The organism is Novosphingobium kalidii, from assembly GCF_040534015.1.
GTDB classification, from domain to species: domain Bacteria; phylum Pseudomonadota; class Alphaproteobacteria; order Sphingomonadales; family Sphingomonadaceae; genus Novosphingobium; species Novosphingobium kalidii.
In genome coordinates this window covers 62,674-78,481 of record NZ_JBEWLY010000013.1, presented here as the reverse complement: position 1 = coordinate 78,481, position 15,808 = coordinate 62,674, and the positions used below count along the sequence as shown (strand labels likewise).

General features: G+C 64.8%; 18 protein-coding genes and 1 riboswitch. Of the genes, 10 read left to right on the top strand and 8 right to left on the bottom strand.

The features are described from left to right. Positions 1–41 precede the first annotated feature (41 nt). Together ABVV53_RS07075 and thiC are read right to left on the bottom strand one after the other, a co-directional pair. Complete coding sequence (locus ABVV53_RS07075) at positions 42–335, bottom strand: YciI-like protein (protein ID WP_353983691.1); 294 nt, start codon at positions 333–335, stop codon at positions 42–44. Positions 336–364: 29 nt separating this feature from the next. Next, a complete protein-coding gene (thiC, locus tag ABVV53_RS07070) occupies positions 365–2,224 on the bottom strand; it encodes a phosphomethylpyrimidine synthase ThiC (protein WP_353983690.1) in 1,860 nt (619 codons plus the stop codon). A gap of 36 nt (positions 2,225–2,260) precedes the next feature. Continuing rightward, positions 2,261–2,385: riboswitch (TPP riboswitch) on the bottom strand. A 49-nt stretch (positions 2,386–2,434) separates the two neighbouring features. On the opposite strand from thiC, the gene ABVV53_RS07065 reads away from it, so the two are divergent. The 3 genes from ABVV53_RS07065 (at position 2,435) to ABVV53_RS07055 (ending at position 4,621) form a co-directional block, all read left to right on the top strand. After that, positions 2,435–3,058, top strand: coding sequence for an SOS response-associated peptidase family protein (locus ABVV53_RS07065; protein WP_353983689.1), 624 nt, complete (start codon positions 2,435–2,437; stop codon positions 3,056–3,058). Positions 3,059–3,176: 118 nt separating this feature from the next. Next, entirely contained in the window at positions 3,177–3,929 is a 753-nt protein-coding gene (locus ABVV53_RS07060) for an alpha/beta fold hydrolase (protein ID WP_353983688.1), read from the top strand. Between the two features lie 104 nt (positions 3,930–4,033). Next, entirely contained in the window at positions 4,034–4,621 is a 588-nt protein-coding gene (locus tag ABVV53_RS07055; protein WP_353984195.1) for a uracil-DNA glycosylase family protein, read from the top strand. A gap of 18 nt (positions 4,622–4,639) precedes the next feature. Here ABVV53_RS07055 and ABVV53_RS07050 read toward each other — a convergent pair whose 3' ends face one another. Beyond that, positions 4,640–5,284, bottom strand: coding sequence for a TetR/AcrR family transcriptional regulator (locus ABVV53_RS07050; protein WP_353983687.1), 645 nt, complete (start codon positions 5,282–5,284; stop codon positions 4,640–4,642). Positions 5,285–5,461: 177 nt separating this feature from the next. Here ABVV53_RS07050 and ABVV53_RS07045 point away from each other — a divergent pair, with 177 nt between their 5' ends. Beyond that, complete coding sequence (locus tag ABVV53_RS07045; protein ID WP_353983686.1) at positions 5,462–6,184, top strand: Coq4 family protein; 723 nt, start codon at positions 5,462–5,464, stop codon at positions 6,182–6,184. A 47-nt stretch (positions 6,185–6,231) separates the two neighbouring features. On the opposite strand, the gene ABVV53_RS07040 is transcribed toward ABVV53_RS07045, so the two are convergent. Together ABVV53_RS07040 and ABVV53_RS07035 are read right to left on the bottom strand one after the other, a co-directional pair. Further along, a complete protein-coding gene (locus tag ABVV53_RS07040) occupies positions 6,232–7,068 on the bottom strand; it encodes a MipA/OmpV family protein (RefSeq protein WP_353983685.1) in 837 nt (278 codons plus the stop codon). 86 nt (positions 7,069–7,154) lie between these two features. After that, positions 7,155–7,694, bottom strand: a complete 540-nt coding sequence (locus ABVV53_RS07035; protein ID WP_353983684.1) for a GNAT family N-acetyltransferase — start codon at positions 7,692–7,694, stop codon at positions 7,155–7,157. Positions 7,695–7,769: 75 nt separating this feature from the next. Here ABVV53_RS07035 and crtY point away from each other — a divergent pair, with 75 nt between their 5' ends. The 5 genes from crtY to ABVV53_RS07010 all read left to right on the top strand — a co-directional run bounded on the left by crtY (position 7,770) and on the right by ABVV53_RS07010 (position 12,226). Continuing rightward, entirely contained in the window at positions 7,770–8,966 is a 1,197-nt protein-coding gene (gene crtY / locus ABVV53_RS07030; protein ID WP_353983683.1) for a lycopene beta-cyclase CrtY, read from the top strand. Then, positions 8,963–10,441 (top strand): phytoene desaturase, encoded by a 1,479-nt coding sequence (locus ABVV53_RS07025; RefSeq protein WP_353983682.1) that lies wholly within the window; start codon positions 8,963–8,965, stop codon positions 10,439–10,441. The genes crtY and ABVV53_RS07025 overlap by 4 nt, the downstream gene beginning before the upstream one ends. Beyond that, positions 10,438–11,016 carry an LOG family protein gene (locus tag ABVV53_RS07020; RefSeq protein WP_353983681.1) on the top strand — a complete coding sequence of 193 codons (579 nt, stop codon included), beginning with the start codon at positions 10,438–10,440 and terminating at the stop codon, positions 11,014–11,016. Before ABVV53_RS07025 ends, ABVV53_RS07020 begins: the two co-directional genes overlap by 4 nt. Then, positions 11,013–12,005 carry a phytoene/squalene synthase family protein gene (locus ABVV53_RS07015; protein ID WP_419956758.1) on the top strand — a complete coding sequence of 331 codons (993 nt, stop codon included), beginning with the start codon at positions 11,013–11,015 and terminating at the stop codon, positions 12,003–12,005. The genes ABVV53_RS07020 and ABVV53_RS07015 overlap by 4 nt, the downstream gene beginning before the upstream one ends. A gap of 74 nt (positions 12,006–12,079) precedes the next feature. After that, positions 12,080–12,226, top strand: coding sequence for a lmo0937 family membrane protein (locus ABVV53_RS07010; protein WP_353983680.1), 147 nt, complete (start codon positions 12,080–12,082; stop codon positions 12,224–12,226). A gap of 15 nt (positions 12,227–12,241) precedes the next feature. On the opposite strand, the gene ABVV53_RS07005 is transcribed toward ABVV53_RS07010, so the two are convergent. Continuing rightward, a complete protein-coding gene (locus tag ABVV53_RS07005; protein WP_353983679.1) occupies positions 12,242–13,492 on the bottom strand; it encodes a multidrug effflux MFS transporter in 1,251 nt (416 codons plus the stop codon). A 151-nt stretch (positions 13,493–13,643) separates the two neighbouring features. On the opposite strand from ABVV53_RS07005, the gene dinB reads away from it, so the two are divergent. Beyond that, positions 13,644–14,768: a DNA polymerase IV gene (dinB, locus tag ABVV53_RS07000; RefSeq protein ID WP_353983678.1), complete on the top strand. Its 1,125-nt coding sequence runs from the start codon at positions 13,644–13,646 to the stop codon at positions 14,766–14,768. Here dinB and ABVV53_RS06995 read toward each other — a convergent pair. Then, complete coding sequence (locus tag ABVV53_RS06995; protein ID WP_353983677.1) at positions 14,750–15,241, bottom strand: NUDIX hydrolase; 492 nt, start codon at positions 15,239–15,241, stop codon at positions 14,750–14,752. The two genes, dinB and ABVV53_RS06995, sit on opposite strands and share 19 nt — an antisense overlap. 88 nt (positions 15,242–15,329) lie before the next feature. Next, the gene (locus ABVV53_RS06990) at positions 15,330–15,782 is read right to left on the bottom strand and encodes a Dps family protein (RefSeq protein WP_353983676.1); all 453 of its coding nucleotides are present in this window, start codon (positions 15,780–15,782) and stop codon (positions 15,330–15,332) included. Between the last annotated feature and the right edge of the window lie 26 nt (positions 15,783–15,808).

Genomic DNA, 15,808 nt, shown 5'->3' with positions numbered 1-15,808 from the left:
TTGTGACGCAAGGGTCTCTCGCCAGCTCGCAGAGGCTTGTCTCAGAGCGGGTTTGCTGCGGCTTCTCCGACTACCGTGATCCACTGGCGCACGGACCAGCGCGCGATCAGGCCGTTGGCGACGTAAGGATCGGCTGCCGCGAATGCTTCCGCCGCGGCGGGGGTGTCGCCGTGGAACAGGAGAAGCGCTTGCTCCGGCGGGTCTAGCGCGCCGCCCAGCAGGAGGGCACCGCGCGCGGCGGCCTCTCGGGCGAGCGTAAGGTGCTCGTCGCGAAAGGCCGTGCGGCGATCAAGGTAGTCGGCGGCGAGGTCGTACGTCAGCAGCCAGTGGGCCATGTCTGTGCTCCCTCGCTCTGCGGTGGGACTCAGTCGTGCTCGCGGTCGCCCGCGCCGATGTACAGTTCGCGGCCGATCTCGTGGTACTTCTCGCTCATCGCCTTCATGCCGGCTTCGGCTTCGTCGGCGGCGATGAAGGTGGTGACGGGCTGGTTCTGCTTGGCGGCGAAGTCACGTACTTCCTGCGTGATCTTCATCGAGCAGAACTTCGGGCCACACATCGAGCAGAAGTGCGCGGACTTGGCGCCTTCCGCCGGCAGTGTCTGGTCGTGGTACTGTTCGGCGGTGTCCGGGTCCAATGAGAGGTTGAACTGGTCACGCCAGCGGAACTCGAACCGGGCGCGGCTGAGCGCATCGTCGCGCACCTTGGCGGCGGGGTGGCCCTTGGCGAGGTCAGCGGCGTGAGCGGCCAGCTTGTAGGTAACCACGCCGACTTTCACGTCGTCGCGATCGGGCAGGCCGAGGTGCTCCTTGGGCGTGACGTAGCAGAGCATCGCGGTGCCGTACCAGCCGATCATGGCGGCGCCGATGCCGGACGTGATGTGGTCGTAGCCGGGCGCGATGTCGGTCACCAAGGGCCCGAGGGTGTAGAACGGAGCCTCTCCGCAAGCCTGGAGCTGCTTGTCCATGTTCTCCTTGACCTTGTGCATCGGTACGTGGCCGGGACCTTCGATCATGACCTGGACGTCCTGCTCCCAGGCGCGCTTGGTCAGTTCGCCCAGAGTGTAGAGCTCGGCGAACTGGGCCTCGTCGTTAGCGTCGGCGATGGAGCCGGGGCGCAGGCCGTCGCCCAGCGAGTAGGCGATGTCGTAGGCTTTGCAGATCTCGGTGATCTCGTCGAAGTGCTCGTAAAGGAAGCTCTCCTTGTGGTGCGAGAGGCACCACTTGGCCATGATCGAGCCGCCGCGGCTAACGATGCCGGTCACGCGCTTGGCCGAGAGCGGGATGTAAGCAAGGCGCACGCCGGCGTGGATGGTGAAGTAGTCCACGCCTTGCTCGGCCTGTTCGATCAGAGTGTCACGGAAGACTTCCCATGTGAGGTCCTCGGCCACGCCGCCGACCTTCTCCAGCGCTTGATAGATGGGCACGGTACCGATCGGCACGGGGCTGTTGCGGATGATCCACTCGCGCGTGTCGTGAATGTTGCGGCCCGTGCTGAGGTCCATGACGGTGTCCGCGCCCCAGCGGATCGACCAGACCATCTTGTCGACTTCGCTGGCGACGTCCGAGGCGACGGCGGAGTTGCCGATGTTGGCGTTGATTTTGACCAGGAAGTTGCGCCCGATCGCCATCGGCTCGCACTCGGGGTGGTTGACGTTGCTAGGGATAATCGCGCGGCCGCGAGCGACTTCGTCGCGCACGAATTCAGGCGTCACGTAGTCAGGGATGGACGCGCCGAAATCCTGGCCGTCGCGGATGTATTCCTTGAGCATCTCGCGGCCGAGATTCTCGCGTACGGCGACGTATTCCATCTCGGGCGTGATGATGCCGCGGCGGGCGTAGTGCATCTGGCTGAGATTGGCGCCCGGCTTGGCACGCAGCACTGTCTTGGCGACGTTGGGGAACGGCGCGACGCCGCCGGAGCGGTCCGGACCCTTAAGCCCGTTATCCTCGGGCTTGATCTCGCGGGGTGTGTATTCCTCAACGTCGCCACGATCGAGCTGCCACTGACGGCGCAGCTGCGGCAAGCCAGCCTGAATGTCGATCAGCACGTTGGGATCGGTGTAGGGGCCGGAGGTGTCGTAGACGCGCACGGGCGCCTCACCGCTGCTGGGCTCAAGATGGATTTCGCGCATGGCGACCCCGAGGGGGCCGACGTGGATCTTCTTCGATCCACGGATGGGCCCGGTGGTGACGCCGATTTCCAGTTTGGAGTTGATGTCGGCCATGCGCGCTCCTCAGATCGGCGGATGGGAGCGGATCACGGGCGGCGCCCGGCCAACTCCCTCCGCCCGTATTAACGGGTTCAGGTTCGACGGGTCGTGCGGAGCATACCCGCACCTCTCAGCCCAGAATCCATGTGGACCTGCTGGCTCCCCGGTGGTTTCGCAATGATAGACGTGAGCCGGGCGCGCGTCTAGCGCTGTACGGCGATGACGATGCTTTACCGCCTCGACGCCGCCGCCCCGCACGTCGCCGCTGCGTTCGGCGCAAACGAGCGCGACGACCCCTGGACCGGCGGCCACGTGGCGCCCGGCGGCTTTGCGCCGGTGATCACGGCAGGGCGCGAGTTCGTAGCCGGGCCGCGCCCGGAAGGGCGAACGCCGCGACGAATGGTGCCGCGCCTCTGGGGCGTTCCGCCGCCGCCCTCGGTCCTCGACGCGCCCCGGCACGGCATCCTCTCGGTGCGCAACGCCGAAAGCCCGTTCTGGATCGGCAACTTGCGCAATAGCGAGTTCCGCTGCCTCATCCCGGCGACGGCCTTCATGGAGTGGGGCAATGGGACCGACCGCGACGGCAAGCGGCGGCGGCACTGGTTCGCCTGCGCGGACCAGCCGATCTTCGCCATGGCCGGTGTGTGGAAGGACAGCGAAGTGCCCAGCTTTGCTCTCCTCACCTGCGAACCGAACGCCGCATTGCGCGCCGCCGGGCGAGAGAGCATGCTGGTGATTCTCCCCGCCGACAGCAAGGCACAGGACCTCTGGCTGCGCGGCGGCTGGGACCGGGCACAAGCGCTGCTGGCGCCGTATTCGTCATCGCTGATGCTGGAGCGGGAGAGATAGGTGATGATCGAGACGGCAGCTAACACCCCAGAAGCAGTCGATGACATCGCCCTTTCGGTGCCTCGCCGGCGATCTTTCCATCGACACTTTTGGCGATCATAACCGAGTGGGAGGTTACATGACCATGAACATCGCGTTTCTTCACGGCGGAGGTCAAGGAAGCTGGGTTTGGGGCGACACAATCGAGGCGTTGCAAGCGCAACGAGGAAGAGACGTGGCGAACGTCCTGAAGCTCGACGTGCCCGGATGCGGATCAAAGCGCCGGCGCTCCACGGATGATCTGACGCTCGAAGATGTTGCCCACGAACTGATACAAGACATTGAAGCAAGTGGCTTGAAAGATGTCGTCTTGGTAGGTCATTCGCAAGCGGGCCAAGCAATGGCCTTGATGATGACGCGACACCCCCAACTGTTTCAGCGCTTCATCTATGTCTCGTGTTCTATCCCCCTTCCGGGGCAGTCAGTGCAGCAGATGATTGGACAGGGCCTTCAAGGCGATAACCCGGAGGAAGTCGGCTGGCCGATGGACCCTGCAACGACACCCATCGAGCAGCGTTACGAGACCATGTTCTGCAACGACATGGGGCAGTCAGCTAAGACTGAGTTCCTGTCAGAGTTGGGAAGCGATCATTGGCCATTGGCGACGTATGCTTTCACGGACTGGAACTATCACAGTCTGGATGTCGTTCCATCAACCTTCGTACTGTGCTTACGAGATAAGATACTGCCAGCGGGGTGGCAGCACGTCTTTGCAGAACGTTTCAGAACGGAACGCACGGTGATGATCGATGCAGGTCATCAAGTGATGAACACTCGGCCCCATGGCTTGGCAGAGGTCATCCGCATCGAAGCGGACAGAAGTGCCATCTGACGACTGCCCCAGTCGGCTCTCCACCAAATTTCGCCGCGCATCTAAAAGCTCCAACTTTTGACCCTTACTTGCAGCGGCCCTTGCGCGGTCACATCTCCGGCGTCATGTCCGCTGACCCACTCGACGCCTTGCTGACCGAAGTCCGTGGTTGCCGTGCATGTGCGGGTGCCCTCGCGCATGAGCCGCGGCCGTTTGTGGCGGGGTCATCCAGTGCGCGGCTGCTGATCATCGGGCAGGCTCCTGGCAGCAAGGTTCATGCAAGCGGCATCGGCTGGAATGATGACAGCGGCGATCGCCTGCGCGACTGGCTGGGTGTGGATCGCGACACGTTCTACGACACCAGCCGCGTGGCGCAGATGCCCACCGGGTTTTGTTATCCCGGCAAAGGCGATGGCGGCGATCTGCCGCCTCGTCCCGAGTGCGCGCCGCTGTGGCATGCCCGGCTGATGGCGGGAATGCCCCGGGTCGAGCTCACTCTGCTTGTCGGCATGCACGCACAGAAGCGATATCTTCCCCGCGACTTTGCGCCGAACATGACGGAGGCGGTGCGCCGCTGGCGCGAGGCTCCGGCCGGCTTGCTGCCCTTGCCGCACCCGGCGTGGCGAAGCCGAATGTGGATGGCGCGCAATCCCTGGTTCGAGGCCGAGGTGCTACCGGCCTTGAAGGACAGATTGCGCAAGATGGGGATCTGATCTCAAGGCTGCTCGGCATCACGCACTCCGTTCCCGCGCAACAAGGCCGTGTTCGGCAAAAACCGTGATCAGCCGCGCCAGGGCTTCTTCGATCTCCCTATCAGCGGGCGAATCGTCTTCGCTGCGCATAATCATGGCTCGCATCACGCCCACGAACGCATTGGTGAGCACGAAGGCTTCCGCCTCGCTCAGTGAAACACCTGCTGGGGAGTGCTCGTCCGAGGTCAGCCGTCCGACGGTGGCCTGGATCAGGGGGCCGAGCCGCGTGCCCGCACGGGAGAGCGAGTGCTCGAGCACGATCCGCTGCACCCGTCGCCTCTGCCCAAAGAGTGCGGTGACGGCGCGGACGATGCGGCTCACACGCTCGGCGTGCGGCATCTCGGCCGGATCGGCAATTACGCGCAGGACTCGCTCCGACAAGGCCGCGATTTCCCGATCCGCCAGTGCGTCAAGAATGGCGTCCTTGTTGGCGAAGTACTGGTAGAGCGTGCCGACGCTCACGCCGGCGGTCCGCGCCACGGCATTCGTCGTGAGCAACGGCATGCCTCCCTTCTCCAGAAGCTGCATCGCCGCTTCCAATATGAGCGCGACCTTGTGCATGGCCCGCTCCTGGCGCGGCGCTCTCACCCCGATTGGCGGATTACCGCCCTCTTTGTCCGCCATCAGTGCTCCACCATAACGCGAGTTTCAATAACGTGAGCATCGCTCATATTATGGAGTGCAGACGAGACGGCAAGACGTTTGCCGCTCACCGAATGAGATGTTGGAGACAGCCATGATGCACACCCCGACCGAGAGGGCCACGCGCCTGCGCGGAGAGCAACTGCACGGAGACCGAGCATGAGCGCCGCCGTCATCGACACGGTAACCCAGCGCAAGGACTGGCGCACCGCGTTTATCGCCGTCCGGCGCCTGCTCGCCGATGCGAACGACACGACGCAGGTCTTCCGCATCATGCGTGCTCTGAACGCCAGTTCCAATCGGGCCGGGTATGACCGGCTGCTGCGCACGTCCGAAGGCGGACGCATCGCCTATTCCCGTGTAGAGCTCGCACCGCGTTTGACGGACGTCGATTACGTCGCGCAGTTCCCAGCGGGAAGCGTCGGCGCAGCTTACGGGCGATTTCTTGCGCAGACCGGTTATACGGCAGAAGGGCTGGCGATGATCAGTCGCAGCGACGACCTGGTGCTGGACGCGGAGCATCCCTATGCCTGGTTCGGGCGCAGAACGCGCGACATCCATGACATCTGGCATATACTGACGGGGTATCGGGCGGATGATCCGCTTGGCGAAGCTTGCCTCGTCGCTTTCTCCTTTGCGCAGACGCGGGGTCTGGGCTGGGCGCTGATCGCGATCGGCGCGATGATCCAGGCGTGGCGGACGCCCGGCGGCAAACCGGCGGTTCGGGCAATCTGGGAAGGATACCGCAACGGCCGCCGGGCATCATGGCTCTTGGCCGAGGACTACGAAAGACTGCTCTCAGAGCCGCTTGATGAAGCGCGCAAGCGGCTCGGCATCGCACCGCCGCGTGCTTACCAGGCGTTCACGCCCATCGGCTTCTGAAACAGCGCACCAGATAGCCGCATCGGTGCGGCTATCTGGTGCGGCAATCAGAACGTGTAGGCTAGACCGGCTCCGGCCATCCACTGATCCGCATCGCCCCGGATGCTGGTGAAAGGCGTGTCCTTGCCGTCGTTCAGCATCCGCGAGTAAGCCAGACCGCCAAACAGCGCGAAGCCCCCGTTGAGCAGGTCCCCGTCAAGGTCATAGCCGCCAAGCAGGCCGACGTTGACGCTATCCCAGCCGCCCTCAGCGCTGTAGAGCGGCAGGCCGCTGGCCAGGCTCTGGCCTGGGGTCACCGAATAGTAGTAGCGCGCGAAATCGTCGTCGACATGACGCGCGCTCACATTGAGCGCAACAAGCGCACCGCGGCTGAGCGGGGTCGTGTAAGTGAGGTTCGGTGTGACGACCATCCCCTCGTGGGCGCCTGCGACATCCCACCGCACATCGGCCGAAAGAGTGAGCGCGTCATAGGGGTTAAGCAGCCTGTAGGCTGTCACTCCGGCCGTGGCGCCGAGTTCGATCGCTTCGTCCAGCTTTCCGGCCGCCCTCACCACCTCATCCTCGATACCGCGCGCGCGATTGGCGGAATAGGACACGACGGGGCCCAGCGAGAAGCCAATGCGAGCATCGCCGTCAGGAATGAAGTCGAGCGCGACGCCGCCCGCGCGCGGGTTGATGCCGATCCCATTCACCTGGCCTTGGATCACCGGAAACGGAGAGACTGTGTAATCGTCCGATCCGCGATAGCTTGGCATGTAGACAGCACCCGCTGCAACGGTGATCCGGTCGCCATCGAGTATCGACTCTCCGGTCGCCTCCTGAGCAGCAGCGGATTGAGAGATCAGCGCCGCGGCAAGGCAAGTGAGAACGGAAAGCGTACGCATCGGTATTGAACCCCTGTAAAAGCGCCTTGGAAACGCACCGCGAGCAGGAGCGTTGCTGCTCCGGACGCGCAGTCATGCGAATCCGCTCAGGCGTGGCTTTCGGGCAACGTTTCGTTCCCGGTGCCGAGCTTTCGCTGCATGACGAACACGTCGACCCACTGGCCCTGCTTCCAGCCCGCGCCTGTCAAAGTGCCGCAGGGGAGATAGCCGGCCCGCGCATGTAGCACGACCGCCGCAGGCTCTGTCCCGGCGATCAGCGCAAAGGCCTGACGATAACCGCGCTCTTCGCATGCGGCGATCAGCGCATTGATGAGCATCGTGCCGATACCCCGGCCCAGTGCATCATGGCGAACGAAGATGTGCGTTTCGCAGCTGTAATAGTAGCCGGCACGCGGACCAAAGCGCTGCGCATAAGCGAAGCCGAGCACCTCACCGGTATCGTCACGAACGAGCAGCCACGGGCAGCCCTGATCCGCGACTTTGGCGATTCGCTTCGCCATTGTCGTGGCACTCGGCGGCTCGGTTTCGAAACTGGCAGAGCTCTCCAGCACGTAATGCGCGTAGATCTCGGCAATGGCGGCAGCGTCCTCCTGGGACGCCTCGCAGATAGTCAGCACGTTAGTCATCGAAATGAAACATGCCCCAAAGCCTCCGCCGCGCCAAGTTGCGGCAAGTGTTTCCAACGCCTAGATCAGTCCAGGATGAAGACGCCGTCAATCGATATCGCGATCTTGGGCGGCGGTCTGGCCGGGGGCCTCATTGCGCTCGCCCTCGCCGCGCGGCGCCCGGACCTGCGCGTTTACGTGTTTGAACAGGGGGGGCGCTGCGGCGGAGACCACGTCTGGTCCTACTTCGCCAGCGATGTCGAAGCTGCGGGGTCTGGCGCCGAACTGCTCGAACCGCTGATCGCCGCACGCTGGACGGGATATGAGGTGCGGTTTCCCCAGCGCCGCCGCGTGCTGACGACGCCCTATCGCAGCATCACCAGCGCGCGCCTCGACGCCCGTTTGCGCGAGGTCCTGGACCCAGAACGTCTGCTGACCGGTACGCGCGTCACCAGCGCCACTGCGCAAACGGTGACGCTGGCCGACGGCCGCGCGTTCGCCGCAGGCGCCGTCATCGATGCCCGCGGCTCTGCAGGAATGCCGCACATGGCGGGCGGGTGGCAGAAGTTCGCCGGGCAAATGCTGCGTCTCTCGGCGCCGCACGGTCTAACCGATCCCATCGTTATGGATTCAACTGTCCCGCAGCTCGACGGCTATCGCTTCGTCTATGCCTTACCCTTCTCGACAACCGAGATCTTCGTCGAGGACACATATTATGCCGATGGGCCTACGCTTGACCTGCCGGCGCTACGCGAGCGGATCGCCGCGTATGCGGCGCGTGAGGGCTGGCAAGTGGACACCGTTGAGTACGAGGAAACCGGCGTGCTTCCGGTGATCGGCTCCGGAGACTTCGAGGCCTTCTGGCAAGCCGCGGGGCCGAGCGGGGCCGGCCGGGCCGGAGCAAGGGCCGCGCTCGTCCACCCGCTCACCAGCTACTCGCTGCCGATCGCCCTGCGCTTCGCCTTGCACCTTTGCACTCTCGACAAACTCTCCGCCGAAGCCGTAGGGCGAGCCTGTCATGCATGGGCACGCGAGCACTGGCGCGAGGGACGCTTCTACCGGATGTTGACGCGTATGCTCTTTGGCGCTGCCGTGCCCGACCAGCGCTACAAAGTGCTTGAGCGGTTCTATGGCTTACCGGAACCGCTGATCGAGCGCTTCTACGCCGGGCGTTCCACGCGCGCCGACATGCTGCGCGTTCTCGCCGGCAAGCCGCCGGTGCCGATTGGACGAGCCGTTGCCAGCCTCATGGGTCGGGGGCGCCCGCTCGCTCCACTGGGAGAACGCACGTGAAACGCGCCTGTGTTATCGGAGCCGGCTTCGGCGGCTTGGCGCTCGCGCTGCGCCTGCAGTCCGGCGGCATTGCGACCACATTGATCGAGGGCCGCGACAAGGTCGGCGGACGCGGCTACGCCTGGGAGCGCGAGGGCTTCACCTTCGACGCCGGCCCCACCGTCATCACCGACCCGGACTGCCTGCGCGAGCTGTGGGCGCTGTCCGGCCACACCATGGCCGATGATATCGAACTGATGCCGGTGATGCCGTTTTACCGCCTCAACTGGCCCGACGGCACCGTGTTCGACTACTCGAACGACGAGCCGGCGCTGCGCCGCGAGATCGCTCGCTTCGCGCCTGAAGACCTGACTGGCTACGAGGACTTCCTGGAGTATTCGGCCGGGGTCTACCAGGAAGGCTATGTCAAGCTCGGCCACCAGCCCTTCCTTGACTTCGCCAGCATGGTGAAGGCCGCGCCGGCGCTAGCGCGTTACCAGGCGTGGCGCTCGGTCTACTCGATGGTCTCGCACTTCATCAAGGATGAGCGCCTGCGCCAGGCGCTTTCGTTCCACACGCTGCTTGTCGGCGGCAATCCGATGACCACCAGCGCGATCTACGCCCTGATCCACAAGCTGGAAAAGGATGGCGGCGTGTGGTGGGCCAAAGGCGGTACCAACCAGCTTGCCAAGGCGATGGCGAAGCACTTCCAGCGGCTGGGCGGCACTGTGCGCCTGTCAGACAAAGTGGTGCAGATCCACACCGTTGGCGATCGCGCGACGGAGGTCGAGACTGCCAGCGGCTGGCGCGAGCGGTTCGACGCCGTCGCCTCCAACGGCGACATCATGCACACTTACCGCGACTTGCTGTCGGGCAGCCGACGCGGCCCGGAAATGGCGAAGAAGCTTGCCCGCAAGCGCTTCTCGCCCAGCCTCTTCCTCGTCCACTTCGGGGTGGAGGGAACATGGCCGGGCATCCCGCACCATACGATCCTGTTCGGTCCGCGCTACGAAGGGCTGCTGACCGACATATACCAGCATGGCGTCCTGCCGCGCGACTTCTCGATCTATCTGCACCACCCCACCGTCACCGACCCCTCGATGGCGCCGCCGGGCAAGAGCACATTCTACGCGCTGGTGCCGGTCGCTCACATGGGCAAGCTGCCGATCGACTGGGATGAAGTCGGCCCGGTGCTAGCCGAGCGCGTTCTCGATGAAGTGGGACGCCGGCTGATCCCGGATATTCGCGACCGGATCATCACGCAGTTCCACTATGCGCCCACCGACTTCGCGGCAGACCTTTCTGCGCACCTCGGCAGCGCCTTCAGTCTGGAGCCGATCCTGACTCAAAGCGCCTGGTTCCGCGGCCACAACCGCGACGACAAGCTGAAGAACGTCTATCTCGCCGGAGCCGGCACGCATCCGGGCGCCGGCATTCCCGGCGTGGTCGGAAGCGCCAAAGCCACGGCCAAGCTGATGCTGGAGGATTTAAGGTGAAGCGCCTGGCTGTCTACTGTGGCTCTGCAACGCCGGCAGACCCACGCTACGTCCAACTCGCCCGTGATGTCGGCACCGCGCTCGCCCGCGAGGGCATCGGCATTGTCTATGGTGGCGGACGGCTGGGCCTGATGGGCGCTCTGGCGGGATCGGCATTGCTTGCAGGCGGCGAGGTGATCGGCGTCATTCCCGAAGCGCTGGTCCAGGGCGAAGTCGCGAATTACGATTGCGAGCTCACCGTCGTCGGCACGATGCACGAGCGCAAGGCTGCCTTCACTGACTTGTCGGACGGTTTCCTGGTGCTGCCCGGCGGCGTCGGCACGATGGACGAGCTGTGGGAAGCGGTGAGCTGGGCGCAGCTCGGCTACCACAGCAAGCCGGTCGGCGTGCTCAATGCGCTGGGATTCTACGACGGACTGCTCGCGTTTAACCGGCACATGGCGGAAGTCGGCTTCGTGCGTCCTGCCCACCAGGGTATCATCCTCGCCGAGACCGAGCTCGACCTCCTGCTGCATCGGATGCGCGCGCACGAGCCGCCGCAGTCAATCGTGGCAATGGATCCGCGCACCTTGTGACCCCAGACGCAAGTCCCCCAACGAGCGGCGAAGCGGCACCTGACCGCAGGCGCGAGGAGCTGGTCAGAGCGGCGCACCAATCGATCCGCAAGGGATCGGCGAGCTTTCGCGCAGCGAGCCGCTTGTTCGACCGCACCACGCGCGAGCGGGTCTGGCTCCTTTACGCCTGGTGCCGGGCCTGCGACGATCTTGCAGATGCCCAGGAGCACGGCGGTGCTCTGGGCGAGAACCTCGATCCCGAAGCGGCTCTTGCCACGATTCGCACGCTGACCGAACTTGCCTTCGCCGGCACATGGACCGGCGATCCTGCGTTCGATGCCCTGGGCCTGCTCGCGCGCGAAGTGCCGCTGACCCAGGCGATGGCGGAGGATGTGATCGCCGGCTTCGCCCTCGATGCGGCCGAGTGGCGCCCACGCAGCGAGACTGACTTGCTGCGTTACTGCTATCACGTGGCGGGAGCAGTGGGCGTCATGATGGCGACGGTCATGGGCGTGCCGGCCGAGGATGAGGACACGCTCGACCGCGCCTGCGATCTTGGCATTGCTTTCCAGCTCAACAACATCGTGCGCGACGTGCTCGAAGACGACGCCGCCGACCGGCGATACTTGCCAGTCGAATGGAACGTCGAGGAAGACGTTCCGCCGGGTGAAATCACCAAGCCGCATTATCGCGGCGCGCTGGTGCGTGTCGTGGGGCGCGCTTGCGCTCTGGCGCGAGGCTACGAGGCTTCGGCGCGGGTGGGGGCTGCGCGGCTACCCTTCCGTCAACGTTGGGCGATCCTGGCGGCGGCGAACATTTACGGTGCGATCGGGCGCGAGGTAGAGCGGCGCGGGGCGCACGCCTGGGACCACCGGGTGCGCACCACCCGCAGGCAGAAGCTGCGCATGGTGCTGTCCGCCGCCGTCGAAGCACGGCGCAGTGGCGCTGCCGCCGCACCTACTCCTGCACTCTCTCGCCGGGAACTTGCCGCCATCGCGCGCCGCGCGTGAAGTTTGCGGCTGCACAGCGGGAGCAATCCTGACGTTCACGTGTTTTGGCGTGTCAGGCCAAGAGGGGACCCCACATGCTTTACACGATCGCCGCTATTCTTCTCGTGCTTTGGCTCTTAGGCCTGATCATATTCAAGGTCGGCAGCGCCATCATCCACCTTCTGCTGGTAATCGCGCTGGTCGTGGGCCTGGTGCAGTTGTTCCGTGGCCGGCGAATGTAGCCGCGGCTGCCGCCGTCAGCTCTTGGGGTTGACGGTCGGCCGCGCTGGCGCGTTGAGCCGCCGGAACAGCACGCCGCGCTCTGAATAAAGCACGAGGCCCAAGGCGATCACGCCCGCAACCGTCATCGCCGCCAGCAGCGGGCGCGCCGTGCCGTCGTAGGCCTGGCCGATCAGCGTGCCCAACAGGGCGCCCAGCAAAAGCCGCACGAACGCCATGACGGAAGCCGCTGCGCCTGCAGTCCGGGCAAAAGGCTGCAGCGCGATCGACTGATAGTTGGCGCTGATGAACGACATCAGGCACATGCTGATCGTCATCAGCGGCACGAACACCCACAACGTCTCACCAGACATGGCCCAGGCGAGATGCGCCCCGGCCACGACCAGATAGGCGATCGTCGCCATGTGAGACACGCGGCGGGCGCCGAACCGCTCGACAATGCGCGAATTGACGAAGTTGGTGCCGGACATCACCAGCGCCATGCCTCCGAACACGAATGGGAACAGGACGCCCGCGCCGAAATGCTCTGCGACGAGCTGCTGCGAGCTGTTGATATAGCCGAACAACGCGCCCTGAATGAAGGACGCCCCAAGGAAATAACCGAGGGCAGCCCGGCAGCGCACGGCAGCCACCATATTGCCGATGATCGTGCGCGGCATGATCGTCTGGCGGTGCTCCTCGTGCAGCGTCTCGGGCAGGCGCATGAAGGTCCAGAACGCCACCCCGGCTGCAAGCAGCGCCATCACGCCGAAGATCCAGCGCCAGTCGGCGACCAGCAGCACGGCTTGCCCTACGGTCGGCGCCAGCATCGGCACGACCATGAACGTCATCGCCACGAGAGACTGGACGCGGGCCATCCGGTCGCCGGAGAACCGGTCGCGGATGATCGCCATCGGCATGACCATCATGCCAGAGGTGAAGAATCCAAGCAGCCCGCGCAGGATCAAGAGCGCGGTAAAGTCCGTAACCAGTGCCGAGGCGAGCGAGATGGCCACGTAGACGCCCAGGCACGACAGCACGACGGGCCGCCTCCCGAAGCGATCGCCAATAGCGCCAGGGAACAAGGAGCCAAGGCCGCTGCAGATCAGGAAGATGCCGACCACGAGCTGCCGCTCGTTTGGATCGGTAACGTTCAGATCGCGCGAGATGTGGCCGAGCGCGGGCAACATTACGTCGATCGCCAGCGCCTGCAGCGCCTGGATCGCCGCCATCAGGCCGACGAACTCGATCTCTCTCAGGGGCGCGGAAGGAGCTGGACGGGCAGGCATGGCAGCGCTCATGGCGCAATGCTGCCGCTCTGGCCAGTCGAAGATCCAGCCACCCTGCAAGATTGAGGCGAACGGATGGACGGCTTGAGCGGATGCTTGCGTTGGACCGCTTTGGCAAACGCGCAACCTCCGCTATTCGTCGTTTATGGCGATGTCGCAGACGATTAGCGGCGAACCGGAAGGCGAGGACGAGGCTGGCCTGCGCAAGATCATTCATGTCGACATGGATGCGTTCTTCGCCAGCGTGGAACAGCGCGACGAGCCCGAGCTTCGCGGAAAGCCGCTCGCGGTCGGCGGCTCTTCAGGGCGCGGCGTGGTGGCCGCCGCCAGCTACGAAGCGCGCGTGTTCGGCGTGCGCTCGGCCATGCCCTCCGCCCGCGCGGTGCGGCTTTGCCCGCAGCTCATTTTTCGCAAGCCGCGGTTCGACGTCTACAGGGGCGTCTCGGAGCAAATCCGCGCGATCTTTCGGGACTATACGCCGCACGTGGAACCGCTCTCGCTCGACGAGGCTTACCTCGACGTCACGCATGACCTGAAGGGCATCGGCTCGGCCACGCGGATCGCGCAGGAAGTCCGCCAGCGGATCCGTGCAGAAACGCAGCTGACCGCCAGCGCGGGTGTCTCCTACAACAAGTTCCTCGCCAAGCTCGCCAGCGACCAGAACAAGCCGGACGGGCTGTGCGTCATCCGCCCCGGCCAGGGCGCGCAGTTCGTGGCGGCCCTTCCGGTAAGCCGCTTCCACGGCGTCGGCCCGCGCGGGGCGGAGAAGATGGCGGCGCTGGGGATTGCGACCGGAGCCGATCTCGCCGCCAGGGACCTGCCGTTCCTGCGCACCCACTTCGGCAGCTTCGCGGAATACCTGTTCCGCGCCGCGCGCGGCATCGACTTGCGGCAAGTGCGCGCGAACCGCGAACGCAAGTCCGTGGGGGGAGAGCGCACCTTCTTCGAAAACATACAGAAGTCCGACGACCTGCGCGCGACGATGGACCAGATCGTGGACATCGTGTGGGAGCGCGTGGAGCGCACCGGTGCCAAGGGCCGTACGGTCACGCTCAAGCTGCGCTATGCCGACTTCCGCACGCTCACCCGCGCCCGCTCGGTCAGCCCACGCGTCACGGACAAGGCGATGTTCGCAAGGTTGGGCCATGCTCTGCTTGAGGAACTGATGCCTTTGCCGCAGCCAGTGCGCCTGATGGGCCTGACGCTTTCCTCGCTGCTGCGGGAGCCGCAGGAGCACGCAGCGAGTGCATCAGGCGGTCAGCTCTCGCTGCTGTGAGCCTCACGCCAGGCGGCAATCCAGCCGCTCAGGTCGCTCGAGACCTTTGGCGAGATATCGGCGGGGAGAGCATCGAGCTCAAACCAGGCGGCATCGTCCACTTCACGGCCGTCCGGGCGCAACGTGCCTCCCGCTCGCCCCACGACCACGTGAACCACGTTGTAAGCACCCATCGGGCGTTCGAGCACTTCGGCCACTTTCCGGGCGTCCTCCAAAGTGCAGCCGGTCTCTTCCGCCAGTTCACGGTGCGCCGTAGCGACGGGGTCCTCTCGCCGGGCGATACTGCCCGCCGGCGCCGACCAGTAGCGCGGTCCATAGGTTTGGCGGATCAGAAGCACGCGATCCTCGGCATCGAGGGCGATGATGCGGCAGCCATGGATGGTCGGGCGCAGCGTGCGCCACCATGCGGACCGTGCGATATAAGCCAGGCGATAGAGGCAACGGTGCAGCGGCGCCGGGATCAGGTGAAGCATGTCACCCTTGCCCGAACGCCTGCGGCGGTCCTGCCATCGCGATGTCCAGCATGGATCGCCTTCCCGCTGTCTGGTGCCGCCAATATCTTCAGCCCATGATTTCCCGCAAAAACCATGCACGCTGCTCGGCCTGATCGGTCCAGTCGTCGACGATTCCGTCGGTGGCATTGTCGCCGGCTTCCTCGGCAGCAGCCTTCACTTCCCGGAGCTTGGCGATAAAGGTGTTGTTGTCTTGAGCAAGTTCCTTGACCATCGCCATGGCATCGATGCTGTTGTCGTCCTGCGCCTTGATCTGCGTCTTGGCGGCAATCGCGGCGGGGCTGGTCAGCGTGGCTCCGCCCTGCTTGCGCACACGCTCGGCAATGAGGTCCGTCAGCGCGAAGATCTCTGTCGCTTGCGTATCGAACAGCAAGTGCAGATCGTGGAACTGCGGGCCGCGTACGTGCCAGTGGAAGTTCTTGGTCTTGATGTAGAGCGAAAAAGCGTCAGCGAGCAGACCGTTGAGACTGTCGATCAGCGCGGCCTTGGCGTTACTGGTCATTGTGCGTGCCTCCGATTGGTGGATGG